Source organism: Streptomyces sp. NPDC037126 (genome assembly GCF_055605965.1).
In genome coordinates, this window is the sequence record NZ_JBVJTD010000008.1 from 52,694 (window position 1) to 77,908 (window position 25,215).

Below are 25,215 nucleotides of genomic sequence, written 5' to 3' on the forward strand. Positions count from 1 at the left end.
GGATGTCGGGGCCCCTTTCGTCGCCCTCTCCTTCCCAGATGTCCGGATTGGGGCGTACGTTGCCCGTCCGCCCTGTGGGATGCGCTACAAAAGGCCGGATGCGTTTGGGAATTGAACGCTGGCCCGCATAGCGTCGTCCGGACTGTTCGTCGGGCAGTGCGCCGCGTCCGCGGCACCGGACAGTCATCGCCGAGTCCCCGTACGGCGCGAGCCAGGGGAGCCGGGGACCCACCGTCCCTGGGGTGAATCGGGCGTCCGCGCGAGAGCGAGGGGCCCGTAGGAGACCTTCCTGCTCCGAACCCGTCAGCTAACCCGGTAGGCGAGAGGGAAGGAAAGGACCAGCCACTCCATGGCGTTCATGTGCGCCACCGGGAAGCACCGCAAGCCCGGCCGGGTCAAGCGCACCACCGCTCAGGCGGCCGGTGTCGCGGCCCTCACGACCACCGGTGTCATCGGCACCCTCGCAGCCTCCCCGGCCCTCGCCGCCGAGAACTCGGTGGAGCAGACCGGACTGACCCCGGTGCTCACCGCGAGCGACGACATCGCCGAGCACATCGACGCGCAGGCCGCCGCCCAGAAGCGGGCCGCCGACGAGAAGGCGGCCAGGGAGGCCGCCGCCAAGGCCGCCACCGAGCGGGCGAAGCAGGAGCGCGAGGCCAAGGCCCGCGCCGCCCGCGAGGCCGAGCGCAAGGCGCTGAACACCTTCGTCCCGCCGATCGCGCACTCCTACGTCTCCACGGGCTACCGCGCCAGCAGCTCGCTGTGGTCCTCCGGCACCCACACCGGCATCGACTTCCACGCGGCGACCGGCACGTCCGTCCACGCGGTCGGCTCCGGCACCGTCGTCTCCACCGGCTGGGGCGGCGCCTACGGCAACCAGATCGTGATCCGCATGGCCGACGGCATGTACACCCAGTACGGCCACCTGTCGTCCATCGGTGTCACGGTGGGGCAGCGGGTCACCCCCGGTCAGCAGATCGGCCTGTCCGGCGCGACCGGCAACGTCACAGGCCCGCATCTGCACTTCGAGGCCCGCACCGGCCCCGACTACGGCTCCGACGTCGACCCCGTGGCCTACCTACGCAAGCACGGCGTGGACGTCTGACGGGCCGGACGCCCGAACGGCATCACGAAGCCCCGGTTCACCGAGCCGGGGCTTTCGCCTTTTCCTCGGTGGCCGCGAGGCGCGTTGTCCAAAAAATATCCATGGATTCCGGCCCGCCGTCGGAAATTCCGGTCCCTTGGAATAGAGTCACGGAACACACGTCCATCGTCGACGTTTCACGGGGATTATGACGGAGGTCGGTCATGCGTGTTCCGGCGCACTCGGTGTGCACCGCGATCCGGGACGACATCGTCACCGGGGTCCATGAGCGCGGCAGCCGTCTCACCGAGGAGGTCCTGGCCCGCCGCTACGGCGTCTCGCGCGTCCCCGTGCGCGAGGCCCTGCGCACCCTGGAGGCGGAGGGCTTCGTGGTGACGCGCCGGCACGCGGGCGCGTGCGTGGCCGAACCGACCGAGCAGGAGGCCGCCGATCTGCTGGAGATGCGCCTGCTCCTGGAGCCGCTCGGGGCCGCCCGGGCCGCGCAGCGGCGCACGGAGGCACATCTGAAGGTGCTGCGCGGGCTGGTCAGGCTGGGTCAGGAGCGGGCGCGGCGGGGCGGCAGCGAGGACCTGCGTTCGCTGGGCGGCTGGTTCCACGAGACGCTCGCCCAGGCCTGCGGCAGCCCCTCGCTGACCTCGATGCTCATGCAGCTGCGCCACAAGATCGCCTGGATGTACACGGTGGAGGCCGCGCCGAGCCCGGTGGACTCCTGGGCGGAGCACGGCGCGATCGCGGACGCGGTGACGCGCGGCGACGGCGAACGCGCGCGGGCGCTGACCGCGCTGCACACCGAGCGCGCGACGGCCGCGCACCGCCTTCGTGTCCCCGGCGCCGCGGAGCGCGTGAGGACTTCGCAACACGCCGTACACATGCCGAGCGTGCGTTATTAACACCGGCGCCGTATACAAAGAGGTGATATTCGGTGGGGCGGTATTTCCGCTGCCCTTTTCCCGTGTCCCGTGAAATACGCGTCCGTCGGGGTGCCCACGGTTGTCCACGGTGAATTCGGCCGGGCGGGAAAACGCGGAAGCCGCGCCGTCCGGAACGGACGGCGCGGCTTCCCGGTCGTGCTCAGACGGTCTCGGGCAGCTCTTCCAGGCCCTCGGCGACCAGCTTGGCCAGACGGTCGAGGGCGACGTCCGCACCCTCGGCGTCGGAGGCGAGGACGATCTCCTCGCCACCCTGGGCGCCCAGGCCCAGGACGGCCAGCATCGAGGCCGCGTTGACCGGCGTGCCGCCGGTCTTGGCGATCGTGACCGGGACGCCTGCGGCCGTGGCGGCTCGGACGAAGATGGAGGCGGGGCGGGCGTGGAGACCCTCGGCCCAGCCGACGTTGACGCGGCGCTCAGCCATGTGTTGCTGCCCTTCGGTGATCAGGGTTGTCTAGACCAGTTTCCCATATCGTGAAGCGTGCCCGGCGCGGGCCTTCTCTTCCGCTCCGGTGTGACGTCGCGACCGCGGCCTCGGCCCGACTTCCGTCCCCCACAGACTGCCCCGCGCCGTTGTCGGACGCGAGCCGTACTCTGGGGCCCATGCAGACCTCGGCGGACCGGCAGGGCCGGTACGAGTACCCCGCCCACTGGGAGGCGGACGTGGTGCTGCGCGACGGGGGAACCGCGCGCATCCGGCCCATCACCGTTGATGACGCCGACCGCCTGGTCAGCTTCTACGAGCAGGTCTCGGACGAGTCGAAGTACTACCGCTTCTTCGCGCCGTACCCGCGACTGTCCGCCAAGGACGTCCACCGCTTCACGCACCACGACTTCGTGGACCGGGTGGGACTCGCGGCCACCATCGGCGGCGAGTTCATCGCCACCGTACGCTACGACCGCATCGGCGCCGACGGTGCGCCCGCGTCCGCGCCCGCCGACGAGGCCGAGGTCGCCTTCCTGGTGCAGGACGCCCACCAGGGCCGCGGGGTCGCCTCCGCCCTGCTGGAGCACGTCGCCGCCGTCGCGCGCGAACGGGGCATCCGCCGCTTCGCCGCCGAGGTGCTGCCCGCCAACACCAAGATGATCAAGGTGTTCACGGACGCCGGCTACACCCAGAAGCGCAGCTTCGAGGACGGCGTCGTACGCCTGGAGTTCGACCTCGAACCCACGGACCGCTCGGTCGCCGTGCAGCGCGCGCGGGAACAGCGCGCCGAGGCCCGTTCGGTGCGGCGGCTCCTCGTGCCCGGATCGGTCGCGGTCGTCGGCGTCGGCCGGACGCCCGGCGGTGTGGGGCGCAGCGTCCTCGGCAACATCAGGGAGGCCGGCTACTCCGGCCGCCTCTACGCGGTGAACAAGGCTTTCCCCGAGGACCTCGCCGAACTCGACGGGGTGCCCGCGCACCGCTCGGTCCGGGACATCGAGGGACACCTGGACCTCGCCGTGGTCGCCGTACCGGCCGAGTACGTGCCCGGCGTGGTCGCCGAGTGCGGCGAGCACGGCGTCCAGGGGCTCGTCGTGCTCTCCGCCGGATACGCCGAGAGCGGCCCCGAGGGGCGGGAGCGGCAGCGGGCCCTGGTCCGCCAGGCGCGCGCGTACGGCATGCGGATCATCGGCCCGAACGCCTTCGGGATCATCAACACAGCCCCGGACGTCCGGCTGAACGCGTCCCTCGCCCCCGACATGCCCCGCCCCGGCCGCATCGGCATGTTCGCCCAGTCCGGCGCCATCGGCATCGCCCTGCTCTCCCGGCTGCACCGGCGCGGCGGAGGGGTCACCGGCGTCTCGGGCGTCTCCACCTTCGTGTCCGCGGGCAACCGCGCCGACGTCTCCGGCAACGACGTCCTGCAGTACTGGTACGACGACCCGGAGACCGACGTCGTCCTCATGTACCTGGAGTCCATCGGCAACCCCCGCAAGTTCACCCGGCTCGCCCGGCGGACGGCGGCGGCGAAGCCGCTGGTCGTGGTGCAGGGCACCGGCACCGCGCCGCAGGGCCACGCGGTACGGGCCACGCACCTGCCGTACGCGACGGTGTCCGCCCTGCTGAGGCAGGCCGGGGTGCTCCGGGTCGACACGATCACCGAACTGGTCGACGCGGGACTGCTGCTGGCGCGCCAGCCCCTGCCGGCCGGCCCCCGGGTGGCGATCCTCGGCAACTCGGAGTCGCTGGGCGTCCTGACGTACGACCGCTGTCTCGCGGAGGGACTGCGGCCGTCCCATCCGGTGGACCTGACGACGGGGGCGACGGCGCAGGACTTCCACGGGGCGCTGGCCCGGGCCCTGGCCGACGACACGAACGACGCCGTCGTCGTCACGGCGATCCCCGCGATCGGGGAGGGGTCGCCCGGGGACGCCGAGCTGGCGGAGGCGCTGCGGTCGGCGGCCGCCGCCGTGCCGGGCAAACCGGTGCTGGTGGTCCATGTGGAGCTCGGGGGGCTCGCGGAGGCGTTGTCCGCCGCGGCGAGCACGGCACCCCAGGCCGCCGACCGGGCACCCGGCACCGGGAACGGCGCCCCGCCGTTCCGCCCGGCGGTACCGCCGCCCACCGCGGTGACGGAGTCAGGGGCGCCCCTCTCGGGATCCCCGCGGGACGAACCCCGGCTCATCCCCGCCTACCCCGCCGCCGAGCGGGCCGTCCGGGCCCTCGCCGAGGCCGTCAGGTACGGCCAGTGGCGGCGGGACGCCATGGACCCGGGCAGGGTGCCGGAGTACGAGGACATCGACGAGAAGGGGGCCGCCCGGCTGATCGGGGAGCTGCTGGCACGCGGCGAGGGGCTCACGATCTCCGACGCGGAGACCTGCGAGCTGCTCGGCAAGTACGGCATCCAGGTGCGGCGGGCGCTTCCCGCGCCCACCCCCGACTCCGCGGCCGAGGCGGCCGGCGCCCTCGGCTACCCGGTGGCGCTCAAGGCGACCGCCCCGCATCTCAGGCACCGCGCCGACCTCGGCGGAGTGCGCCTGGACCTCGCCGACGAGGAGCAACTGCGCCGCGCCTACGCCGAATTGACCGAACTGTTCGGGAAGCCGGAGGAACTGCGGCCGGTGGTGCAGGGCATGGCACCGCGCGGGGTCGACACCATCGTACGGGCGGTGATCGATCCGGCGGCGGGGGCCGTGCTGTCCTTCGGGCTGGCCGGGGCCGCCTCGCAGCTGCTCGGGGACATGGCGCACCGGCTGGTCCCGGTGACCGACCGCGAGGCGACCTCCCTGGTGCGTTCGATCCGCACCGCGCCGCTGCTGTTCGGCTGGCGCGGCTCCACCCCGGTCGACACACCCGCGCTGGAGGAGCTGCTGCTGCGCGTCTCCCGGCTCGTGGACGACCACCCGGAGGTGGTCGCGGTCACCCTGGAGCCGGTCGTCGTCGCCCCGCACGGCGTGAGCGTCCTCAGCGCCACCGTTCGACTCGCGCCGCCGCCCGCCCGCGGCGACCTCGGCCCGCGCACGATGCCGGCCTACTGATCCGGGGAGGGGGGCTCATGGAGATGGCCGGCCGGGCACTGCCCGAGGGCAGCTGGTGGGACTGGGACGTCGTCACCTGGGACGCCGGCCGGTTCGTGCTCGCCGCCGGGTACGACCTCACCCACCACCACGGCCTGGAGGTCGCGTTCGGCGACCCGTACTTCGTGTCCTGCCCGTTCGCCTTCCAGGACCCGCTCTTCCGGCCGCCGAACGCCGCGGAGGCGGACCGGCTCGTGCGCACCCTCGGGGAGACGCCGCCCGTCGTGGCCGCGTTCGAGGCGGACGCCGGCGGCCCGGAACGCGTCTCCTGCCTCGTCGCCGCCGAGCGGCTCGACATCGGCCCGGGGCTCGTCCCGAGGCGCCCACACACGCGTGCGCGGGCCGTCCCCGGTCTGCGCGACTGGCCCGGACCCCCCTTGCCCACGGATTAGGATGGACGCCATGGCCAAGACCAGTACGACGACCCAGGGGCTGCGCGCGGCGATCGAGCGCAGCGGCTACTACCCGGCCCTCGTGGCCGAGGCGGTGGAGGCCGCCGTGGGCGGCGAGCCCATCCGGTCGTACCTGGTCCACCAGGAGACCACGTTCGACCAGAACGAGGTGCGGCGGCACGTGACCGTCCTGGTCCTCACCGGCAACCGCTTCATCGTCAGCCACACCGACGAGCAGGCCGCCGACACCACCTCCCCGACGCCGTACGCCACGACGTCCACGGAGTCCGTGAAGCTCGGCCGGATCTCGTCGGTCGTGGTCAGCCGGGTGGTCGCGAACCCCGAGCAGTACACCCCGGGCACGCTGCCCCGCGAGGTCGTGCTGACCATCGGCTGGGGCGCGGTCAGCCGCATCGACCTGGAGCCCGCCGCCTGCGGCGACCCCAACTGCGACGCCGACCACGGCTACACGGGCAACTCCACGGCGGACGACCTCAGCCTGCGCGTCAGCGAGGCCGGCGACGGCCCGGAGACGGTCCGCCAGGCACTGGCCTTCGCGCAGGCCGTCTCCGAGGCGACCGCGGACGTCACGCGCTGATGTCCCAGCTCTCCGCCTGGGACCACCCGGAACCGCTCGCCCTGGACACCGCGCCGCTGCCCCAGTACGGCACCGGCTCCCTCGCCGACCTGCTGCCCACGCTCGCCGCGGGCATGGGCGTACCCGGGCTGTCCGCGACGATCACCGAGCTGGCCCCGGCCGACCGGGTCTGCGTCTTCCTGATCGACGGGCTCGGCTGGGAGCAGCTGCGCGCCCACCCCGACGAGGCCCCCTTCCTGGCCTCGCTGCTCGGCAGCTCGCGCGGCGGCACCGGCCGCCCGCTCACCGCCGGCTACCCGGCGACCACCGCGACCTCCCTCGCCTCCGTCGGCACCGGCCTGCCGCCCGGCGCCCACGGCCTGCCCGGCTACACGGTCCGCAACCCGGCCACCGGCGAGCTGATGAACCAGCTCCGCTGGCAGCCGTACACCGAACCGCGGCCCTGGCAGCCGTACCCCACCGTCTTCCAGCTGGCCCACGACGCCGGGGTGCACGCCGCCCAGGTGTCCTCGCCGACCTTCCAGCACACCCCGCTGACCAAGGTCGCGCTCAGCGGCGGCCGCTTCCACGGACGGCTGAGCGGCGAGGAGCGCATGGACCTGGCCGCCGAGCAGCTGGCCGCCGGGGACCGCTCGCTGGTGTACACGTACTACGCCGAACTCGACGGCGCGGGCCACCGCTACGGCGTCGCCTCCGACACCTGGCGCGGCCAGCTCATGTACGTCGACCGGCTCGCCCAGCGCCTGGCCGAGCAGCTGCCGCCGCGCAGCGCGCTCTACGTCACCGCGGACCACGGCATGGTCGACGTCCCGTTCGACGACGAGCACCGGATCGACTTCGACACGGACTGGGAGCTGCGCGCCGGGGTCGCCCTGCTGGGCGGCGAGGGGCGGGCACGGCACGTGTACGCGGTGCCGGGCGCCCAGAACGACGTGCTGACCTGCTGGCGCGAGGTGCTCGGCGAGCAGTTCTGGGTGGCCTCGCGCGACGAGGCGATCGCGGCGGGCTGGTTCGGGCCGCACATCGACGAGCGGGTGTACGCCCGCCTCGGGGACGTGGTCGCGGCCGCGCACGACGACGTCCTGATCATCGCCTCCGAGCGGGAGCCGAAGGAGTCCGCGCTGGTCGGCAACCACGGTTCGATGACCCCCGTCGAGCAGCTGGTCCCGCTGCTCGAAGTACGCTCCTGACGCGCCCCCGCCTCCACGACTCACCGAAAGGTGCTCAACTCCTCATGCCCGAGCTGGTGTTCTTCTCCGGAACGATGGACTGCGGGAAGTCGACGCTGGCTCTGCAGATCGAGCACAACCGCTCCGCGCGGGGCCTGGTCGGAATGATCTTCACGAGGAACGACCGCGCCGGCGAGGGCAAGCTGTCCTCCCGTCTCGGCCTGGTCACCGACGCGGTGGAGGTCGCGGACGACCAGGACCTGTACGCGTACATCGTCGACCACCTCTCGCAGGGCGGCCGGGTCGACTACGTGATCGCGGACGAGGCGCAGTTCCTCGCGCCCGGGCAGATCGATCAGCTCGCGCGCGTGGTGGACGATCTCGGCCTGGACGCCTACGCGTTCGGCATCACCACCGACTTCCGCTCCAAGCTCTTCCCGGGTTCGCAGCGGCTGGTGGAGCTGGCCGACCGGATCGAGGTGCTCCAGGTGGAGGCGCTGTGCTGGTGCGGCGCCCGCGCCACGCACAACGCCCGCACCGTGGACGGCCAGATGGTGGTCGAGGGCGCCCAGGTGGTCGTCGGCGACGTCAACAACGCGGCGGGCGAGATCGGCTACGAGGTGCTGTGCCGCCGCCACCACCGCCGCCGGATGACCGCCGCGACGTCCCGCGCGGCGGCCCTGTCCCCGGACGTGCTGCCCGTCTCGTCCGCCTGAGCGGTCAGCTCGGGTTCTGCACCACCGAGAAGACCGCGCCCTCCGGGTCCGCCACGGTCGCCACCCGCCCGTGTGCGCTCTCGTGGGCCGCATGGAGGACCTGGCCACCGAGGCCGGCCACCTGCCGCAGCGTCTCGTCCGTGTCGGCCACCTCGAAGTAGGTCTGCCAGTACGAGCCGCGGTCCCGGGGCAGGGCGTGGCCCAGGCCGTGCAGTCCGGCCACCGGACGGCCGCCGGTGCGCAGGGTCACGTAGTCGAAGTCGGCGGAGAGCACCGGCTCCTCCTCGTATCCGAACACCGTCTCGTAGAACTTGGCGACGCTCTCCGTCTCGAACGTGAGCAGCTCGTTCCACGCGGGCGTGCCCGGCACCCCGGTGACCGTCGCGCCGAGGTGGTCCGAGCCCTGCCAGATGCCGAACACCGCGCCCGAGGGGTCGGCGGCGATGGCCATCCGCCCGGCCTCGGCCGCGTCCAGCGGGCCGACGGCCACCGTGCCGCCGCACAGCCGCACCGTGTCGGCCGTCCGGTCCACGTCGTCCGAGGCGAGGTAGGGCGTCCAGGCGATCGGCAGCCGGGGGTCCGGCGGCAGCTGACCCATGCCGGCCACCTCCCGCCCGTCGAGCAGCGCCCGCACATAGGGGCCGAGCTGCTGCGGGCCCGGCCGGAACTCCCAGCCGAACAGCTCCCCGTAGAACTCCTCGGTGGCGGTCAGCCCGTGTGCCATCAGGCTCACCCAGCAGGGTGTGCCGGGCGCGCGCCGCGCGTGCGGACCGTCCGACTCCCGTGCCTCGGTCATCGATCACTCTCTCCCCGGCCCCTGGTGGTGGCCGTGTCGTTTCCGCTCCGCCGGCAGGGGGACCACGCCGGTCGCGTGCGCGCCCGTGCCGGTGGCGGCATCCTCCGCGGTCTCGCGGGCCGTACGGCGTCGCCGGACCGGCGGTTTCCCCGGAAGAATGCCTGCGCTGCCGTGTTTCGTCGCTTCCTGACGATGGCCGGCGGGTGTCCACCGGCTGTACAGCACGTGCTCGATCCCATACGCCTCGTGATCGAGCCTGTCCGGCGGAGCAGAGTAGCCGGACCTGGACGCCGCGGCCACCCCTGGCGTATGGATGGACGCCATGAGAGCCATCATCACCGCAACCGAACTCGCCCAGGGCCTGAGCGGGGAGAATCCACCCGTTCTGCTGGACGTCCGCTGGCAGCTGAGCGTGGCGAAGGCGGCGGGCGCCCCGGCCTTCGACGGCCGGGCCGAGTACGCGGCCGGGCACATCCCCGGCGCCGTCTTCGTGGACCTGGACCGGGAGCTGGCCGGCGCCCCGGGCGAACACGGCCGGCACCCCCTGCCCGACCTCGCGGAATTCGGCGCCGCGATGCGCCGCGCGGGTGTGTCGGCGAGCCGGCCGGTCGTCGTCTACGACGGCGGGCAGGGCTGGGCCGCCGCGCGCGCGTGGTGGCTGCTGCGCTGGACGGGTCACCCGGACGTGCGGGTCCTGGACGGCGGGTTGCCCACCTGGGAGGGCGAGCTGTCGTCACGTCAGCCCGCCCCGGCCGGAGGCGACTTCGAACCGGTGTCGGCCGCGACCGGTCTGCTGGACGCGGACGGCGCCGCGGAACTCGCCCGCACGGGTGTGTTGCTGGACGCGCGTGCGGGGGAGCGGTACCGCGGCGAGGTCGAGCCGATCGACCGGGTGGGCGGGCACATCCCGGGCGCGGTGTCGGCGCCGACGACGGAGAACGTGGAGACCGACGGCCGCTTCCTGCCCGCGGCGGAGCTGGAGGACCGCTTCAAGGCCCTCGGCGTCTCCACGGACGCGGAGGTCGGCGTGTACTGCGGTTCGGGCGTCTCCGGCGCCCACGAGGTGCTGGCCCTCGCGGTGGCCGGCATCCCGGCGGCCCTGTACGTCGGTTCGTGGTCGGAGTGGTCCTCGGACCCGTCCCGGCCGGTGGCGGTGGGGGCCGACCCGCAGTAGCGGCAGACGGGGAGGGCGGGGCACGCACGCGTGCCCCGCCCTCCCCGTACGGTCGTCGGACCGGCTACTCCTGCTTCTTGCGGCGGGTGCCGAAGACGATCTCGTCCCAGCTCGGGACGGCGGCGCGGCGGCCGGGGCGGACGCCGTCGGCCTCGGCCTGGCGGTCGGTGGCGCCGACGAGCCGGTCGCGGTGACTGCCCACGGAGCGGGGCATGAGGACGTCCGCGTAGGCGGAACCGGCCGACGCGGCGGGCGCCGGGGGCTCCTCCACGACGGGTTCCTCGGGCGGCTCCTCCGGGGTCTCCGACGGCCGTTCGGGGACCACCATGTCGCCGCGGAAGCTGGGCACGGCCTCCAGGAGGCTGGTCAGCGAGTCGCGCTCGCCGGTGGTGCTCTCCTCCACGGGCTCGGACGCCTGCGCGGGCAGGCTCGGCCGCTCCCGGTCGCCCCGGTCCAGCGCACGGTCCATCGAACGCTCGCGCGGCAGCCGGGCGATGCGCGGGACGAACGGGAAGCTGGGCTCCGGCACCGCGAGGTCGTCGGACTCGCCGATCAGCGAGCGCGCCTCGTCGTCGACGGCCTGGACGAGCCGCCGGGGCGGGTCGTACGTCCAGCTCGCCGAGTGCGGTTCGCCCGCGACCCGGTAGACGAGGAGCACCTCCCAGGTGCCGTCGTCACGGCGCCAGGAGTCCCACTGCACGGTGTCCTTCTCGGCGCCGCGCAGCAGCAGCCGCTCCTGGACGGCCTCGCCGAGCGGCGGGCCGGAGTTCTCGCCGGGGCGGCGGACCGGGGTCTTGCGGGCCCGCTCGGCCATGAAGGCGCGCTCGGCCAGTACCGGACCCTCGAAGCGCCGTACCCGGTCGACGGGGATGCCCGCGAGCTGCGCGACCTCTTCCGCCGTGGCACCGGCGCGTATACGCGCCTGGATGTCGCGGGGGCGGAGATGGCTCTCGACCTCGATCTCGATCTGCCCGAGGCGGGGCCGGTCGCCGCGCACGGCGGCGCGCAGCCGTTCGTCGATCGGAAGGGTGTACTCCGTTGAGTCGGCAGCCTTGAGCACCAGCCGTGTGCCGTCATTCGAGACGGCCACGACACGCAGTTCGGGCATGGGGACCTCCCGGGTGGTGCCTGCCGACGTCACGTGCGTCGCTGCTTCCGCTAGTCGAGTGTGGCCTGCCCGGGTGCAGCCTGCCACAACCTTGCCGAGTTGCCCGGCGTGTCGGGCACGGGCCCTGGGCCGCCGTTATGGCACGGTTACCTATTCGCAACGCTAAGTGACAAACTCCGTCACCCTGTGCAACTAGCCCCCTCCCGGCGGTCCTTCAAGGCCGCGGACACCCTGGTGGGAGACCGGACCCAGGGCTCGCAACAGTACTCCATTCGGACCACGTGCGTGGATTGGCGCGCCGCCCAACTTCTGGCAAGAGATGTCTCCCGGCCCTCCGCAACCGGTTTTGTCGATCATGAACGTGGCGAACTTCACGCAATCCCCAGAAACGGAACTAATGGTTTCGTTCGTACGTCCCCTTCTCGTGCAGTAGGTCGGTGAATGTCGATCAAGTACGGGAAAGGCAGGCAGGTTCCGGGTATGCGTGAAACACCCGCCGCGGTTCGCAGGCGGATCGACCTGAGCGTCCCCCAGGTGGCGGGCAGCGCCCTGGCGGCGGTCGTGGCGGCCAAGATGGCCTCGTACTTCGGGGTGTACGGCACGATCCTCGGCGCCGGGGTGGTCAGCGTCGTCGCCACCTGCGGCGGCACCCTCTTCCAGCACTTCTTCAGGCGGACCGGGGAGCAGTTCCGGGAGGCGAAGGCGACCCCCCGTCCCCCGCGGCAAGTGCCCTCGCCCCCGGGCGAGTTCGGCGAGGGGACCGTCTACCGCGCGCGGGTGAGGAACTGGCGGCGGCCGGTGGTCGCGGCCGCCATGGTGTTCGGCGTGACCATGGCCGGCATCACGACGTACGAGCTCGTGTCCGGCAGCAGCTTCAGCGGCGGCGGGGGCACGACGGTCAGCGACGCGGTCACCGGGCGCCGCCCGGCCTCCTCGAAGTCCGAGGAGGTGCCGGCCCCGTCGGGCACGCCGTCCGGGGAGCGGAGCGGTCGCACACCCTCCGCCGGCGGGGGTACGGCCGGCGGCGCGACCCCCGCACCCGGCCGCTTTGGCGGCACCGCGGGCGAGGCCCCGAGCGCCGGCACCACCCCGGGCGCGACCCCCACGCCCAGCGGGTCCGCCGCGACGCCTACGACCCCAGAACCCTCCGCAAGTAGTCGTTCTGGAACAGCCGTTCCGGGTCAAGACGGTCCCGCAACGCCGTGAACTCGCCGAAGCGCGGGTACACCCGGGCGAGGTACTCCGCGTCCCGCGTGTGCACCTTGCCCCAGTGCGGACGGCCCTCGTGCGCGGTGAGGATGCGCTCGGCGGCGGTGAAGTACGACTGGTACGGCGTGCCCCGGAACATGTGCACGGCGATGTAGGCGCTGTCCCGCCCGGAGGCGGTGGACAGGGTGATGTCGTCGGCCGGGGCGGTGCGCACCTCGACGGGGAAGCTGATGCGCAGGCCCGAGCGGTCGACCATGGTCCTCAGCTCGCGCAGGGTCTCCACCAGGGCCGCGCGCGGGACGGCGTACTCCATCTCCACGAAGCGCACCCGGCGCGGGGAGGTGAAGACCTTGTACGGGATGTCCGTGTACGTCCGCGCGGACAGGGCCCTGCTGGAGATCCGCGCGATCGCGGGGACGGCGGCGGGTGCCGCGCGGCCGGCCCACTGGGCCACCTGGAAGACGCCGTTGGAGAGGAACTCGTCCTCGAACCAGCCGGCCAGCTGCCCGACGGGCTGCTCGGGGCCCGCGCTGCGGTTGTTGCGCTTGGTGTTGGTGCTGCCGGTGTGCGGGAACCAGTAGAACTCGAAGTGCTCGTTCTCGGCCCACAGTTGGTCGAACTCGGCGAGGACCCGCTCGAAGGGCATCGGCTCCTCGCGCGCGGTGAGCAGGAACAGCGGCTCCACGGCGAAGGTGATCGCGGTGACGATGCCGAGGGCGCCGAGCCCCAGTCGCGCGGCCGCGAAGACCTCGGGGTTCTCCTTCTCGGAGCAGACGAGCACCGAGCCGTCCGCCGTGACGAGTTCGAGCCCCTTGATCTGGGCGGCTATGGAGCCGGACTCGCGGCCCGTGCCGTGGGTTCCGGTGCTGGTGGCCCCGGAGACGGTCTGCTCCATGATGTCGCCCATGTTGGTGAGCGACAGTCCCTCGCGCGCCAGGGCCGCATTGAGTCTCTTGAGCGGGGTGCCCGCCTCGACCGTGACGGTCATGGACTCGCGGTCGATGTTGCGGATGCCCGTCAAGAGGTGAGGGCGGATCAACACGCCGTCGGTGGCGGCGATCGACGTGAAGGAGTGCCCGGTGCCGACGGCCTTCACCTTCAGGCCGTCCTCACGCGCCCGGCGCACCGCCGTGGCCAACTCCTCCACGGAGGCCGGTGCGACCTGCCGGGCGGGCCGGGCGGTGACGTTGCCGCCCCAGTTACGCCAGGTGCCGTTCTTCCCGCTCGCTGTGCTGCTCAACGGTGCCTCCCCGACCCGCGGCCGGCCTGCGCAGCCGGCGGTACCCGAGGAAACCGACCACGACCGCGACGGCCCCGGACAGCACCGGAACCCCGTACCCGGCGTGCGCCCCGGCGGCGTCGATCACCGAGCCGGCCAGGGAGGAGCCGAGCGCCACGCCGACCGCGAGGCCGGTGCTCACCCAGGTCATGCCCTCGGTGAGCTGTGCGCGAGGTACGTGCTCTTCGATGAGGGACATCGTCGTGATCATCGTCGGTGCGATGGACAGCCCCGCAACGAACAGCGCCACGGCCAGAAGCGGCAGGTTTCCGACCAGTAGGAGGGGGATCATACTCACGGCCATGGCCGACACGCCCAGCAACCAGCGACGTTCCGGCGCCCCGGCCAGACGCAGCAGCCCGAAGACCGCCCCGGCCGCGCAGGAACCGGCCGCGTACAGGGCGAGCACCACGCTCGCGGCGCCCTTGTGCCCGCGCTCGTCGGCGAAGGCGACGGTGACCACGTCCACCGACCCGAAGATCGCGCCGGTCGCCACGAAGGTCGCCACCAGCACCTGGAGCGCGGGGGAGCGCAGGGCGCTGCCGCCGCCCTGCCGCTCGCGCGGGTGCGGCACCGGCTCGGTGGCGCGCTGGGCGGTGAGCCAGCAGACCCCGGCCGCCAGGAAGCAGGCGGCCAGCAGGGGGCCCGCCTCCGGGAACCAGGCCGTGCACAGCCCGATGGAGATGATCGGGCCGAAGATGAAGCAGATCTCGTCGACCACCGACTCGAACGAGTAGGCGGTGTGCAGCTTCGGCGTGCCCCGGTACAGCGCGGCCCAGCGGGCCCGGATCATGGCGCCCAGGCTGGGCACCGAGCCGATCCCGGCCGCACAGGCGAAGAGCACCCGGTCCGGCCACCCCAGGTGGGCGGCGAGCAGCAGCCCGGCCGCCGCCACGAGGGCCACGAGGGTAGCGGGACGCAGCACCCGGCGCTGCCCGTGCCGGTCCACCAGCCGGGAGATCTGGGGCCCGATCACCGCCGCGGACAGCGCGATGGTGGCCGACAGCGCGCCCGCGAGCCCGTACCGCCCGGTGAGCTGGGAGATCATCGTGACCACGCCGATGCCCATCATCGACAGCGGCATCCGGCCGAGGAGTCCCGCGGCGGAGAACGCCTTGGTGCCGGGCTCGTCGAACAGGGCTCGGTAGGGGCTGGGCACGTGGTCTCCGAAACGGCTCGGTAAGGCGCGAGTGCGGCTGATACAGCTTACGAGTTAGGGGACCCTTAACGCACCTGGATCAACAGCGGAAAAAACCGGCATAAACCCCCTGGAACACGACTCTTCACCCGGCCGTTTCCCGGCGGTCAGCACCGGGTGGCAGGATCGAGACATGCCAGACGCGCTCGATGCCACCCCGTACGACGCCCTGCTCCTGCTGTCCTTCGGCGGCCCCGAAGGCCCGGACGACGTGGTCCCGTTCCTGGAGAACGTCACGCGCGGGCGCGGCATCCCCAAGGAACGCCTCAAGGAAGTCGGGCAGCACTACTTCCTGTTCGACGGGGTCAGCCCGATCAACGACCAGAACCGCGCTCTGCTGGACGCCCTGCGCAAGGACTTCGCCGACCACGGCCTGGACCTGCCGGTCTACTGGGGCAACCGCAACTGGGCGCCCTACCTGACGGACACCCTGCGCGAGATGGTCGCCGACGGCCGCCGCCGCATCCTGGTGCTCACCACCAGCGCCTATGCCTCCTACTCCGGCTGCCGCCAGTACCGCGAGAACCTCGCCGACGCGCTGGCCGCCCTGGAGGCCGAGGGCCTGCCGCTGCCGAGGATCGACAAGCTGCGGCACTACTTCAACCACCCCGGCTTCGTCGAACCCATGACCGACGGGGTGCTGCGCTCCCTCGCCGAGCTGCCCGAGGACCTCCGCGCCGGCGCCCACATCGCCTTCACCACCCACTCCGTCCCGACCGCCGCCGCCGACACCTCCGGCCCCGTCGAGGCCCACGGCGAGGGCGGCGCCTACGTCGAGCAGCACCTGGACGTCGCCCAGTTGATCGCCGACGCGGTCCGCGAGCGCACCGGTGCCGACCACCCCTGGCGGCTCGTCTACCAGTCCCGCTCCGGCGCCCCGCACATCCCGTGGCTGGAGCCCGACATCTGCGACCACCTCGAGGAGCGGCACGCCGCCGGCGCCCCGGCCGTGGTGATGGCGCCGATCGGCTTCGTCTCCGACCACATGGAGGTCCTCTACGACCTCGACACCGAGGCGACGGCCAAGGCCCGGGAGCTGGGCCTGCCGGTGCGCCGCTCGGCCACCGTGGGCGCCGACCCCCGGTTCGCCGCCGCAGTCCGCGACCTGATCGTGGAACGCGCCGCCGTGGAACGCGGGCAGGACGTCACCCCCTGCGCCCTGGGCGCCCTCGGCGCGAGCCACGACGTCTGCCCGGTCGGCTGCTGCCCGCCCCGTGCGCCCCGCCCCGCCGCGGCGGGCGCCGACAGCCCCTACGCGTGAGGAGACCCGTGACCGACGCCCTGCACCGGGAACTGCTGGAGCTGGCCCAGGAGGCCGCCCGCCGGGCCGGTGAGCTGCTGCGGGACGGCCGCCCGGCCGACCTCGCCGTGGCGCGGACCAAGTCCAGCCCCATCGACGTCGTCACCGAGATGGACATCGCGGCGGAGAAGCTGATCACCGATCTGATCTCCGGGCGCCGCCCCGACGACGGCTTCCTCGGTGAGGAGGGCGCCTCCGTCGAGGGCACCAGCGGCGTCCGCTGGGTGATCGACCCCCTCGACGGCACCGTGAACTACCTGTACGGGCTGCCGACCTGGGCGGTGTCCATCGCGGCCGAGTGGGACGGCGAGACCGTCGCCGGGGTCGTCGCGGCCCCGATGCGCGGCGAGACATACCACGCAGTTAGCGGCGGCGGCGCATGGGCCACGGGCGCGGGGGAGGGCGAGCGGGCGCTCGCCTGCCGCCCCGCGCCCCCGCTGGACCAGGCGCTGGTCTCCACCGGCTTCAACTACGTCGCCGAGGTCCGCGCCCACCAGGCCGAGGTGGCGGCCAGGCTGATCCCCCTGCTGCGGGACATCCGGCGCAGCGGCTCGGCGGCCGTCGACCTGTGCGACGTGGCCTGCGGCCGGCTCGACGGGTACTACGAGCGCGGGCTCAACGCGTGGGACCACGCGGCGGGCGACCTGATCGCCCGGGAGGCGGGCGCGCTGACCGGTGGACGGGCCGGAGAGCGGCCGTCGCGGGATCTGACGGTCGCGGGTACCCCCGGGGTCTTCGAGCCCCTCCAGCGGCTGCTGGAGGACTTCGGGGCCTGGCACGACTGAGGCGGGACCGGACGGGAGGGATCCCGCCCGGTGCCACCGCACACGAAGGGACCCCGGCGCTGGATTCGCCGGGGTCCCTTCGTGCGCTTCCGAACCGATCAGACGCGTGACGCGCCGACCTCCACACCGTGTTCGGCGGCGAGGCGGCGCAGGTCGTCGAGCTCTGCCTGCTCCACCTCGGCGAGGAAGTCGTCGCCCTCGTCACGAGCCCGGGTCAGGTCGGACTCGGTCGCCCTTATGCGCTGCAGAAGTCCTGCGGTGAAAGCGTCCATGCTGCGCCCCCTCGTCCTGGGTCGTGGGTCGGGTGGCACGGGGGTGTGCCGTGTGCGGGAAGGGACGATCAAGCTCTGGCAGGTGCCCGGCCGCGCCCGGCCGGGCGGCGTCGGTGCCGGACACCCGCGCCCACTCTGCCGAAGCGGATCGCGATGTACCGCATGGTGCTGCGGCACATGCAGAGCGTGATCGCGGGTGTAAAGCCGTCCTCCCCCCGCTCCCCGTCCCGGAAACCTCAACCGGAGGAGAAAATCTCGTATTCCCCTCACGCGGCCACGGTCCCTGCGGTCCGGGCCCCCGTCTTACAGCCGACTTATGACCGAAAAGGGCAGGATGGAGGTCACACCCCACGAACACCCCTGCCCGCATGCGCGCCCGGCGCCCTACGCGGGTGGACAGAGGAAGGACAAGCGACGTGCGCGTACTCGTCGTCGAGGACGAGCAGCTGCTCGCGGATGCGGTGGCCACCGGACTGCGCCGGGAGGCCATGGCCGTCGACGTCGTGTACGACGGGGCGGCCGCCCTGGAGCGCATCGGCGTCAACGACTACGACGTGGTCGTCCTCGACCGCGATCTCCCGCTCGTGCACGGCGACGACGTCTGCCGCAAGATCGTCGAGCTGGGCATGGCCACCCGCGTGCTCATGCTCACCGCCTCTGGAGACGTCAGCGACCGGGTCGAGGGCCTGGAGCTCGGCGCCGACGACTACCTGCCCAAGCCCTTCGCGTTCAGCGAGCTGATCGCGCGCGTGCGGGCCCTCGGCCGCCGGACCAGCGTGCCCCTGCCGCCCGTCCTGGAGCGCGCCGGGATCAAGCTCGACCCCAACCGCCGCGAGGTCTTCCGCGACGGCAAGGAGGTCCAGCTCGCGCCCAAGGAGTTCGCGGTCCTCGAAGTGCTGATGCGCAGCGAGGGCGCCGTCGTCTCGGCCGAGCAGCTGCTGGAGAAGGCCTGGGACGAGAACACCGACCCGTTCACGAACGTGGTCCGCGTGACGGTCATGACGCTGCGCCGGAAGCTGGGCGAGCCGCCCGTCATCGTCACCGTGCCCGGCTCCGGCTACCGGATCTGATCGCCATGGCCGCGACCCCCGCGCCCCCGCAGGCGCCACCGAAACCCACCTGGGACCCCAGGCGTCCGCAGCCCCCGTTCCCGTGGCTGCGCCCGACCATCCGCATACGGCTCACGCTGCTGTACGGCGGCATGTTCCTGATCGCCGGCATCCTGCTGCTGTCGATCATCTACCTGCTGGCCGCGCAGGCCATCACCACCGGCAACGCGCCGCTGTTCAAGATCGTCAGCTTCCAGGACCTGAAGGTCTCCAGCGACAACTGCCCCGCGATCACCAACCAGGTGCCGCTTGCGGAGTTCAACGACGCGATCAGCCGCTGCGCCGACCACCAGCGCCAGGCGGCCCTGGACAATCTGCTCAGCCGCTCCCTGATGGCCCTGCTGGGCCTCGCCGTGATCGCCTTCGCGTTCGGTTACGCGATGGCCGGGCGCGTGCTGTCCCCGCTCGGCCGGATCACCCGCACCGCGCGCGCGGTGGCCGGTTCCGACCTGTCCCGCCGCATCGAGCTGGACGGCCCGGACGACGAGCTGAAGGAGCTGGCGGACACCTTCGACGACATGCTGGAGCGGCTGCAGCGGGCCTTCACCGCCCAGCAGCGCTTCGTCGGCAACGCCTCCCACGAGCTGCGCACCCCGCTCGCGATCAACCGCACGCTGCTGGAGGTGCACCTGTCCGATCCGAACGCGCCGGTGGAGCTCCAGCAGCTCGGCAAGACGCTGCTCGCCACCAACGAGCGCAGCGAGCAGCTGGTCGAGGGCCTGCTGCTGCTCGCCCGCAGCGACAACCAGATCGTCGAGCGCAAACCGGTCGACCTGGCCGAGGTGGCCACCCAGGCCGTCGACCAGGTGCACGGCGAGGCCGAGGCGAAGGGCGTGAAGATCCGCGGCGAGCGCAAGCAGGCCGTGGTGCAGGGCAACGGCGTGCTGCTGGAGCGGATCGCGCTGAACCTCGTGCAGAACGCGGTGCGGTACAACGTGGCGGACGACGGGTGGGTGGAGGTGAACACCGAGGTCCAGCACGGGCAGGCGGTGCTCACCGTCGCGAACACCGGGCCGGTGGTGCCGGCGTACGAGATCGACAATCTCTTCGAGCCCTTCAGGCGGCTCCGTACGGAGCGCACGAACAGCGACAAGGGTGTCGGGCTCGGCCTGTCCATCGTGCGGTCCGTGGCCCGCGCGCACGGCGGCCAGATCGTGGCGGAGCCGCGCGAGGGAGGCGGTCTGGTGATGCGCGTCACCCTGCCGCTGTGACCGAAATCGACACACGCGGGCGATGTTCGCTCTACGCGGAATTTTTCGGCGGCCGAATGGGCTTCTCGCTGTGTGATCGATCACATAGGCGGATTTCCAGCCATGTACTCTCTGTGATCATGACAGATGACGGAAAGCCGGGAAAGTCCTGGTTTTCAGGGCTCTTGATCACGGGAAGTACACGGTGAGGCGCCTTTGAGGTGCGGCATTCGAAGCGTGTACGGTCCTCACCGCCATCCAAGCCGATCACTCTTGAGAGGTCGGGTTGGGTGTCGATTGAGTAACAGCCCTTGATGTGAGGCAAAATCTCCGCCTCAGGTCGGGCACAAGTCCGGCCTCTCACGCGTTACGTGCGCTGGAGACACCGCAGACACCCAGAGGGGGAGAGCGATATGGCAACCGACTACGACACTCCACGCAAGACCGACGATGACGTCGACTCCGACAGCCTGGAAGAGCTGAAGGCACGGCGGAACGACAAGTCCACCTCGTCGGTGGACGTCGACGAGTTCGAGGCCGCCGAAGGCCTGGAACTGCCCGGAGCGGACCTCTCGAACGAGGAGCTGGCCGTCCGGGTCCTGCCGAAGCAGCAGGACGAGTTCACCTGCATGAGCTGCTTCCTGGTCCACCACCGCAGCCAGCTGGCCAGGGAGAAGAACGGTCAGCCGATCTGCCGCGACTGCGACTGAGGGCGGGTCGGCCGTGTCTGGCTCGACCCCTCCCAGGAAGCGCCGCTTCCCCGGGCGGGGAGCGGACGAAGGGCCGTCCCACGGCCCGCACGGCGCGCGTGACGACGAGCGGGGCTCACCGGAAGCGGGAGCCTCGCTCGAACCGGCGGCCGGCCGGGCTGACCACCCGGAGCCGGCGCAGTGGCCCGCGCCCGTCGCACGCCGACGGGCGGCGGTCATCCGTGACAGGGCCCGGAAGATGGCCCGGGAAGGCGCCCGCAAAGGCGGCAGTCACGCCCGCGCGGGGCTCTCCTACGTCGCGGACCGCATCATCGACATCGCCCCGCGTGTGCCCGTACGCGACCTCGCGACCCTGCGCAGGCAGTTCCCGGGTCTCGGACCCGAGGAACTGGCCGACAAGCTGGTGGCGGGCGCGGCGGCCGGAACCTCGACGATCGGGGCCGGCATCGGTGCGGCGGCCATGCTGCCGGTGCCACCCGCCCTGCCGACCGAACTGGCCGCGGAGATCACCGGGGTCGCGGCGGTCGAGCTGAAGCTCATCGCGGAACTGCACGAGGTGTACGGCGTACGACCGCCGGGGAACCTCAGAGTCCGCAGCACCGCGTATCTGTCCTCCTGGTCGGGGGAGCGCGGCGTCGACGTGATGAAGCCGTCGACCTACGACGCGGCCCTCGGCGGCCGCATGAAGCGCGAACTGCGCCAGCAGATCATGAAGCGGACGGTCCGGAACCTGCCCACCCTGATGCCGTTCATGGTGGGCGCCGCGGTCGGGGCGGTCATGAACCGCCGGGACACCCGAAGACTGGCCGCGCGGATCAGGGCCGACCTGCGCAAGGCCCAGGTGCCGTGGGACGAGCTCCTGCAGCTGCCGCCGCTGGAACAGCCCGCGGAGCCGCTGGACCTGCGCGATCTGCCCGACGAGTTCTAGCGCGTCCTCCCAGGACCTCCGGCGGGATAGCCCCTAGGGCCTGTCTGGCCATTCCCGTCTGCCCCGCGACGCCATGCGCGCACGCTCGCCGTGCCGGCCCCAGTCCCGAGTACGTCCGGTACGAGGGCCTGGGGCCGGCACGCCGAGAGCACGCGCCTGACGCCGCGCGGACGCCCTTCGGGCGACGACGCGCATGGTCAGACAGGCCCTAGGCGTTCGCCGTGCGCGCCGCCTCGATGGCCGCCGCCAGCCGCTCCGGCTCCCGCGTCGACAGGTACAGGTACGGCGTCGGGTCCTCGGGGTCCGTGACCTCCACGCGCAGGGCCGTGGGGATGTACGCGCGCAGCAGCAGGAAGGCGCGGGTGTCGGCCTTGTAGGTGCGCCAGGCGCGTGCCTCCTCCGCGTCCAGGATCTCCGCCTCGCCCAGCGCCGACACCGGGATCTTCGCCTCGCCCGCGATCAGCGAGTCCCCCACGATCCGGATGCGCGGCGAGCCGTAGGCGCTGGCGACCACCGCCGCCGCGGCCGTACCGCCCACCAGGCCGCCCAGCAGCGGCAGGGTGCCGAAGGGGAGCAGGATCAGGGCGAACGAGACGCCCACGAGGAAGCTGACGAACCACCACGAGCGAGGGGCGGTGAGGCGTTCTTCGTAGGGCGTGGCGGAGAGCTGCATGGAGTCAAGCTTGGCACGGGATCCGTGGGCGGCCGGAGTCGGGGCGGCCGGTGCGAAGCCCCGCCGGGCAGGGCGGTGGTGGGCGCTCGGCGGACGGGTAAGGTCTGCGCCTGTGAGTGGTAGTTCCGCAGCTCTTCAGCCCCCCGCCGACGCGGTGAAACCGGTACGGCACCCCGACGCGCCCGCACCCGGGGAACTCCTCGGTGCCCACTACGAACACTGTTTCGGATGCGGCCCCGGTCAGTCCCACGGACTGCACCTGGAGGCCCGGGCCGGCGAGGGCGTCTCCCTGACCGCCGAGTTCACCGTCCAGAGCGCCCACCAGGGCGCGCCGGGCCTCGCCCACGGCGGGGTGCTGGCCACCGCCCTCGACGAGACCCTCGGCTCGCTGAACTGGCTGCTGCGGACCATCGCCGTGACCGGCCGGCTGGAGACGGACTATGTACGGCCCGTGCCGGTCGGCACCACGCTGCACCTGGAGGCCGAGGTCACCGCGGTCGCCGGACGGAAGATCTACTCCACCGCCACCGGGCGCATCGGCGGCCCCGACGGGCCCGTCGCCGTCCGCGCCGACGCCCTTTTCGTCGAGGTGAAGGTCGACCACTTCATCGACCACGGCCGCGACGAGGAGATCCAGGCGGCCATGAGCGACCCCGACCAGATCCGGCGCGCCCGCGCCTTCGAGGTGAACCCGTGACCCCCACCGGCCGCGAGCCGCTGAACGTCCAGATCCGGCGCGTCGACCCGGACGTGCCGCTTCCGTCCTACGAGCACCCCGGGGACGCGGGAGCCGACCTGCGCACCACCGAGGCGTGCACGCTGGAGCCGGGCGAACGGGCCGTACTGCCCACGGGGGTGTCCATCGCCCTCCCGGAGGGGTACGCGGCCTTTGTGCACCCACGTTCCGGGCTCGCCGCCCGCTGCGGTGTCGCCCTCGTGAATGCCCCGGGGACGGTCGATGCCGGGTACCGTGGGGAGATCAAGGTGATCGTGGTGAATCTCGACCCGCGCGAGTCCGTGCGGTTCGAGCGCTTCGACCGGATTGCCCAACTGGTCGTCCAGCAGGTCGAGAGGGTCCGCTTCCAGGAGGTGGCGGAACTTCCCGGCTCGGCGCGGGCCGAGGGGGGCTTCGGGTCCACCGGGGGTCATGCCGCGGTGGGCGGCGAGAGCGGCACAAGCGGTCGGGCCGCCGATGGCGGTCCGACGGGTGGGAATCGATACGCTTCGGTCGTATCCGACCGGGAAGGACAGTGACGTGTTCGGACGTCGCAACAAGAAGGGTGCCGCCGAGGACGCGGCCGGCGAGGCCGAGCAGGTCGTCGACAGCGTCGACACCGAGGCGGACGAGGAAGTCGAGGCCGAGCGCGAGCGCGTCCGGCTGGAGCCCGAGCCGCGGCCCGACGGGCCGTGGGACAGCACCGAGGTGCGCGACCCGGCCGAGGGCCGTGTGGACCTCGGCGGACTGTTCGTACCGGGCGTGGACGGCATGGAGCTGCGCGTCGAGGTCGCCGGCGACGCGATCGTGGCCGCCACCGTCGTACTGCGCGACAGCGCGGTGCAGTTGCAGGCCTTCGCCGCGCCCAAGCGCGAGGGCATCTGGGGCGAGGTCCGCGAGGAGATCGCCTCCGGCATCACCCAGCAGGGTGGCATCGTCGACGAGGTCGAGGGCTCGCTCGGCTGGGAGCTGCGGGCCCAGGTGCCGGTGCAGCTGCCCGACGGCACCAGCGGCTTCCAGGTCGTGCGGTTCGTCGGCGTGGACGGCCCGCGCTGGTTCCTGCGCGGCGTGATCTCCGGCCAGGGGGCGGTGCAGCCGGAGGCCGCCGGCCTGCTGGAGCAGATCTTCCGCGACACCGTCGTGGTCCGCGGCGAGGGCCCGATGGCGCCCCGCGACCCGATCGTCCTCAAGCTGCCGAACGACGCGCAGATGGTCCCCGAGGGCCTCCAGCAGGAGGAGTCCTCGCGCTTCTCCGGGGGCATGGGGCAGCTGCAGCGTGGACCTGAGATCACCGAAGTCCGCTAGGCGCTCCGCTGGGTTCAGCAGGGATGTACGGGCCGTGCCTTTGGAAGGCGCGGCCCGTTTTGGCGGCTTCGCGAGCGTGGGGCAGACGTGCCGTCGCCGGGTGCGGGTGCGTCGTGGCTGGTCGCGCAGTTCCCCGCGCCCCTTTCGGGGCGCTGCCCGGCGTGGTGATACTGGCGGTCTGCCGGCGGGGGAGGCGACATGCGTCAGGTGGTCACCGGGACCATGGTGCGGGTCGAGGACGTTCACAAGTCGTTCGGGCGGGGGGCCGCGGCCGTCCACGCGCTGCGGGGGGTCTCCCTCGAGGTGCCCCGCGGCGAGCTGATCGCGCTCAAGGGCCGCTCGGGCTCCGGCAAGACCACCCTGCTGAACATCGTCGGCGGGCTCGACACACCCGACCGGGGGCGGGTCGAGGTCGACGGGCGGCAGCTGGCGGAGCTGGGCGAGAACGAGCTGCTGCGGCTGCGCCGGGACCGCATCGGGTTCGTCTTCCAGTCCTTCGGGCTCATCCCGATCCTCAGCGCGGCCGAGAACGTCGGCGTACCGCTGCGGCTGCGCCGAGCCGACCCGCGCGAGCGTGAGGAGCGCGTCGAGCTGCTGCTGTCCCTCGTCGGGCTCGCCGGCCACGCGGCGCAGCGGCCCGGCGAGCTGTCCGGTGGCCAGCAGCAGCGGGTCGCCATCGCCCGCGCCCTCGCCAACCGCCCGGCCCTGCTGATCGCCGACGAGCCGACGGGCCAGCTCGACGCCGAGACCGGGCACGCCGTCATGGAGCTGCTGCGGGCCGTCGTCCACGGCGAACAGGCCCCCGGGGACCCCGCGGAGGCGGAGGGACCCCCGGCCGTGCTGGTCGCCACGCACGACGCGACGCTGCTGGACCTGGCGGACCGGGTGCTGGAGCTGCGGGACGGCGAGATCGTCCAGGTGTGAGATCGCCGGGTACCGCCCGGCACCATCAGAGTTGCGTCAAAGACCCCCCTTGACCCGGCCCTTGTCCACTTTGTCAGCATCATTGGCCGTAAGGTCGACGCTGCGTAGGCAGCAGTCACCGGAAACAATG

At 72.5% G+C, this 25,215-nt stretch carries 26 protein-coding genes and 1 riboswitch; of the genes, 19 read left to right on the forward strand and 7 right to left on the reverse strand.

All coding sequences use genetic code 11. The features are described 5' to 3' along the window. The first annotated feature begins 177 nt into the window (after positions 1-177). A riboswitch (cyclic di-AMP (ydaO/yuaA leader) is annotated at positions 178-337 on the forward strand. A 12-nt stretch (positions 338-349) separates the two neighbouring features. Then, positions 350-1,105 (forward strand): M23 family metallopeptidase, encoded by a 756-nt coding sequence (locus ACZ7FF_RS19370; RefSeq protein ID WP_470813441.1) that lies wholly within the window; start codon positions 350-352, stop codon positions 1,103-1,105. Between the two features lie 203 nt (positions 1,106-1,308). Further along, positions 1,309-1,995: a GntR family transcriptional regulator gene (locus ACZ7FF_RS19375; RefSeq protein ID WP_470813442.1), complete on the forward strand. Its 687-nt coding sequence runs from the start codon at positions 1,309-1,311 to the stop codon at positions 1,993-1,995. Positions 1,996-2,176: 181 nt separating this feature from the next. Here ACZ7FF_RS19375 and ACZ7FF_RS19380 read toward each other — a convergent pair whose 3' ends face one another. Continuing rightward, complete coding sequence (locus ACZ7FF_RS19380) at positions 2,177-2,458, reverse strand: HPr family phosphocarrier protein (protein ID WP_470813443.1); 282 nt, start codon at positions 2,456-2,458, stop codon at positions 2,177-2,179. A gap of 179 nt (positions 2,459-2,637) precedes the next feature. Here ACZ7FF_RS19380 and ACZ7FF_RS19385 point away from each other — a divergent pair, with 179 nt between their 5' ends. From ACZ7FF_RS19385 to ACZ7FF_RS19405, 5 genes are read left to right on the forward strand one after another with little or no spacing between them, the layout of a single operon-like run. Then, entirely contained in the window at positions 2,638-5,496 is a 2,859-nt protein-coding gene (locus ACZ7FF_RS19385; protein ID WP_470813444.1) for a bifunctional acetate--CoA ligase family protein/GNAT family N-acetyltransferase, read from the forward strand. A 17-nt stretch (positions 5,497-5,513) separates the two neighbouring features. Further along, a complete protein-coding gene (locus ACZ7FF_RS19390) occupies positions 5,514-5,927 on the forward strand; it encodes a hypothetical protein (RefSeq protein ID WP_470813445.1) in 414 nt (137 codons plus the stop codon). Between the two features lies 1 nt (position 5,928). Beyond that, on the forward strand, positions 5,929-6,525 hold the full coding sequence (locus tag ACZ7FF_RS19395; RefSeq protein ID WP_470813446.1) for a DUF5998 family protein: 597 nt from the start codon (positions 5,929-5,931) through the stop codon (positions 6,523-6,525). Further along, complete coding sequence (locus ACZ7FF_RS19400; protein ID WP_470813447.1) at positions 6,525-7,715, forward strand: alkaline phosphatase family protein; 1,191 nt, start codon at positions 6,525-6,527, stop codon at positions 7,713-7,715. The genes ACZ7FF_RS19395 and ACZ7FF_RS19400 overlap by 1 nt, the downstream gene beginning before the upstream one ends. Before the next feature lie 44 nt (positions 7,716-7,759). After that, positions 7,760-8,410, forward strand: a complete 651-nt coding sequence (locus ACZ7FF_RS19405; RefSeq protein WP_470813448.1) for a thymidine kinase — start codon at positions 7,760-7,762, stop codon at positions 8,408-8,410. Positions 8,411-8,414: 4 nt separating this feature from the next. On the opposite strand, the gene ACZ7FF_RS19410 is transcribed toward ACZ7FF_RS19405, so the two are convergent. Next, entirely contained in the window at positions 8,415-9,206 is a 792-nt protein-coding gene (locus tag ACZ7FF_RS19410; RefSeq protein ID WP_470813449.1) for a VOC family protein, read from the reverse strand. Positions 9,207-9,528: 322 nt separating this feature from the next. On the opposite strand from ACZ7FF_RS19410, the gene ACZ7FF_RS19415 reads away from it, so the two are divergent. After that, positions 9,529-10,380 carry a sulfurtransferase gene (locus ACZ7FF_RS19415; RefSeq protein WP_470813450.1) on the forward strand — a complete coding sequence of 284 codons (852 nt, stop codon included), beginning with the start codon at positions 9,529-9,531 and terminating at the stop codon, positions 10,378-10,380. A gap of 64 nt (positions 10,381-10,444) precedes the next feature. Here the strand turns inward: ACZ7FF_RS19415 and sepH are convergent, their stop codons facing one another. Then, complete coding sequence (sepH, locus tag ACZ7FF_RS19420) at positions 10,445-11,488, reverse strand: septation protein SepH (protein ID WP_470813451.1); 1,044 nt, start codon at positions 11,486-11,488, stop codon at positions 10,445-10,447. Between the two features lie 480 nt (positions 11,489-11,968). Here sepH and ACZ7FF_RS19425 point away from each other — a divergent pair, with 480 nt between their 5' ends. Continuing rightward, on the forward strand, positions 11,969-12,694 hold the full coding sequence (locus tag ACZ7FF_RS19425; protein WP_470813452.1) for a hypothetical protein: 726 nt from the start codon (positions 11,969-11,971) through the stop codon (positions 12,692-12,694). On the opposite strand, the gene ACZ7FF_RS19430 is transcribed toward ACZ7FF_RS19425, so the two are convergent. Both ACZ7FF_RS19430 and ACZ7FF_RS19435 read right to left on the reverse strand, forming a co-directional pair. After that, positions 12,618-13,937, reverse strand: a complete 1,320-nt coding sequence (locus ACZ7FF_RS19430; protein WP_470813453.1) for a D-arabinono-1,4-lactone oxidase — start codon at positions 13,935-13,937, stop codon at positions 12,618-12,620. The two genes, ACZ7FF_RS19425 and ACZ7FF_RS19430, sit on opposite strands and share 77 nt — an antisense overlap. Then, on the reverse strand, positions 13,897-15,135 hold the full coding sequence (locus ACZ7FF_RS19435; protein WP_470813454.1) for an MFS transporter: 1,239 nt from the start codon (positions 15,133-15,135) through the stop codon (positions 13,897-13,899). Before ACZ7FF_RS19435 ends, ACZ7FF_RS19430 begins: the two co-directional genes overlap by 41 nt. A 172-nt stretch (positions 15,136-15,307) precedes the next feature. On the opposite strand from ACZ7FF_RS19435, the gene ACZ7FF_RS19440 reads away from it, so the two are divergent. Then, the gene (locus tag ACZ7FF_RS19440; RefSeq protein ID WP_470813455.1) at positions 15,308-16,435 is read left to right on the forward strand and encodes a ferrochelatase; all 1,128 of its coding nucleotides are present in this window, start codon (positions 15,308-15,310) and stop codon (positions 16,433-16,435) included. An 8-nt stretch (positions 16,436-16,443) separates the two neighbouring features. Then, complete coding sequence (locus ACZ7FF_RS19445; protein WP_470813456.1) at positions 16,444-17,259, forward strand: inositol monophosphatase family protein; 816 nt, start codon at positions 16,444-16,446, stop codon at positions 17,257-17,259. A 98-nt stretch (positions 17,260-17,357) separates the two neighbouring features. On the opposite strand, the gene ACZ7FF_RS19450 is transcribed toward ACZ7FF_RS19445, so the two are convergent. Beyond that, on the reverse strand, positions 17,358-17,531 hold the full coding sequence (locus ACZ7FF_RS19450) for a hypothetical protein (RefSeq protein ID WP_403958224.1): 174 nt from the start codon (positions 17,529-17,531) through the stop codon (positions 17,358-17,360). Between the two features lie 416 nt (positions 17,532-17,947). On the opposite strand from ACZ7FF_RS19450, the gene ACZ7FF_RS19455 reads away from it, so the two are divergent. The 4 genes from ACZ7FF_RS19455 to ACZ7FF_RS19470 all read left to right on the forward strand — a co-directional run bounded on the left by ACZ7FF_RS19455 (position 17,948) and on the right by ACZ7FF_RS19470 (position 21,468). Next, on the forward strand, positions 17,948-18,601 hold the full coding sequence (locus ACZ7FF_RS19455; RefSeq protein ID WP_470813457.1) for a response regulator transcription factor: 654 nt from the start codon (positions 17,948-17,950) through the stop codon (positions 18,599-18,601). Positions 18,602-18,606: 5 nt separating this feature from the next. Then, positions 18,607-19,851: a sensor histidine kinase gene (locus tag ACZ7FF_RS19460; protein WP_470813458.1), complete on the forward strand. Its 1,245-nt coding sequence runs from the start codon at positions 18,607-18,609 to the stop codon at positions 19,849-19,851. A 392-nt stretch (positions 19,852-20,243) separates the two neighbouring features. Continuing rightward, the gene (locus tag ACZ7FF_RS19465; protein ID WP_003997302.1) at positions 20,244-20,540 is read left to right on the forward strand and encodes a DUF4193 domain-containing protein; all 297 of its coding nucleotides are present in this window, start codon (positions 20,244-20,246) and stop codon (positions 20,538-20,540) included. Positions 20,541-20,553: 13 nt separating this feature from the next. Further along, positions 20,554-21,468 (forward strand): hypothetical protein, encoded by a 915-nt coding sequence (locus ACZ7FF_RS19470; protein WP_470813459.1) that lies wholly within the window; start codon positions 20,554-20,556, stop codon positions 21,466-21,468. Positions 21,469-21,676: 208 nt separating this feature from the next. Here the strand turns inward: ACZ7FF_RS19470 and ACZ7FF_RS19475 are convergent, their stop codons facing one another. Further along, on the reverse strand, positions 21,677-22,141 hold the full coding sequence (locus ACZ7FF_RS19475) for a DUF3093 domain-containing protein (RefSeq protein WP_470813460.1): 465 nt from the start codon (positions 22,139-22,141) through the stop codon (positions 21,677-21,679). 112 nt (positions 22,142-22,253) lie between these two features. On the opposite strand from ACZ7FF_RS19475, the gene ACZ7FF_RS19480 reads away from it, so the two are divergent. From ACZ7FF_RS19480 to ACZ7FF_RS19495, 4 genes are all read left to right on the forward strand, one after another. Beyond that, on the forward strand, positions 22,254-22,838 hold the full coding sequence (locus tag ACZ7FF_RS19480) for a PaaI family thioesterase (protein ID WP_470813461.1): 585 nt from the start codon (positions 22,254-22,256) through the stop codon (positions 22,836-22,838). Continuing rightward, positions 22,835-23,395: a dUTP diphosphatase gene (dut, locus tag ACZ7FF_RS19485; RefSeq protein WP_470813462.1), complete on the forward strand. Its 561-nt coding sequence runs from the start codon at positions 22,835-22,837 to the stop codon at positions 23,393-23,395. The genes ACZ7FF_RS19480 and dut overlap by 4 nt, the downstream gene beginning before the upstream one ends. A gap of 1 nt (position 23,396) precedes the next feature. Further along, the gene (locus ACZ7FF_RS19490; protein WP_470813463.1) at positions 23,397-24,161 is read left to right on the forward strand and encodes a DUF3710 domain-containing protein; all 765 of its coding nucleotides are present in this window, start codon (positions 23,397-23,399) and stop codon (positions 24,159-24,161) included. A 198-nt stretch (positions 24,162-24,359) separates the two neighbouring features. Then, a complete protein-coding gene (locus ACZ7FF_RS19495; RefSeq protein WP_470813464.1) occupies positions 24,360-25,085 on the forward strand; it encodes an ABC transporter ATP-binding protein in 726 nt (241 codons plus the stop codon). Positions 25,086-25,215 lie beyond the last annotated feature (130 nt).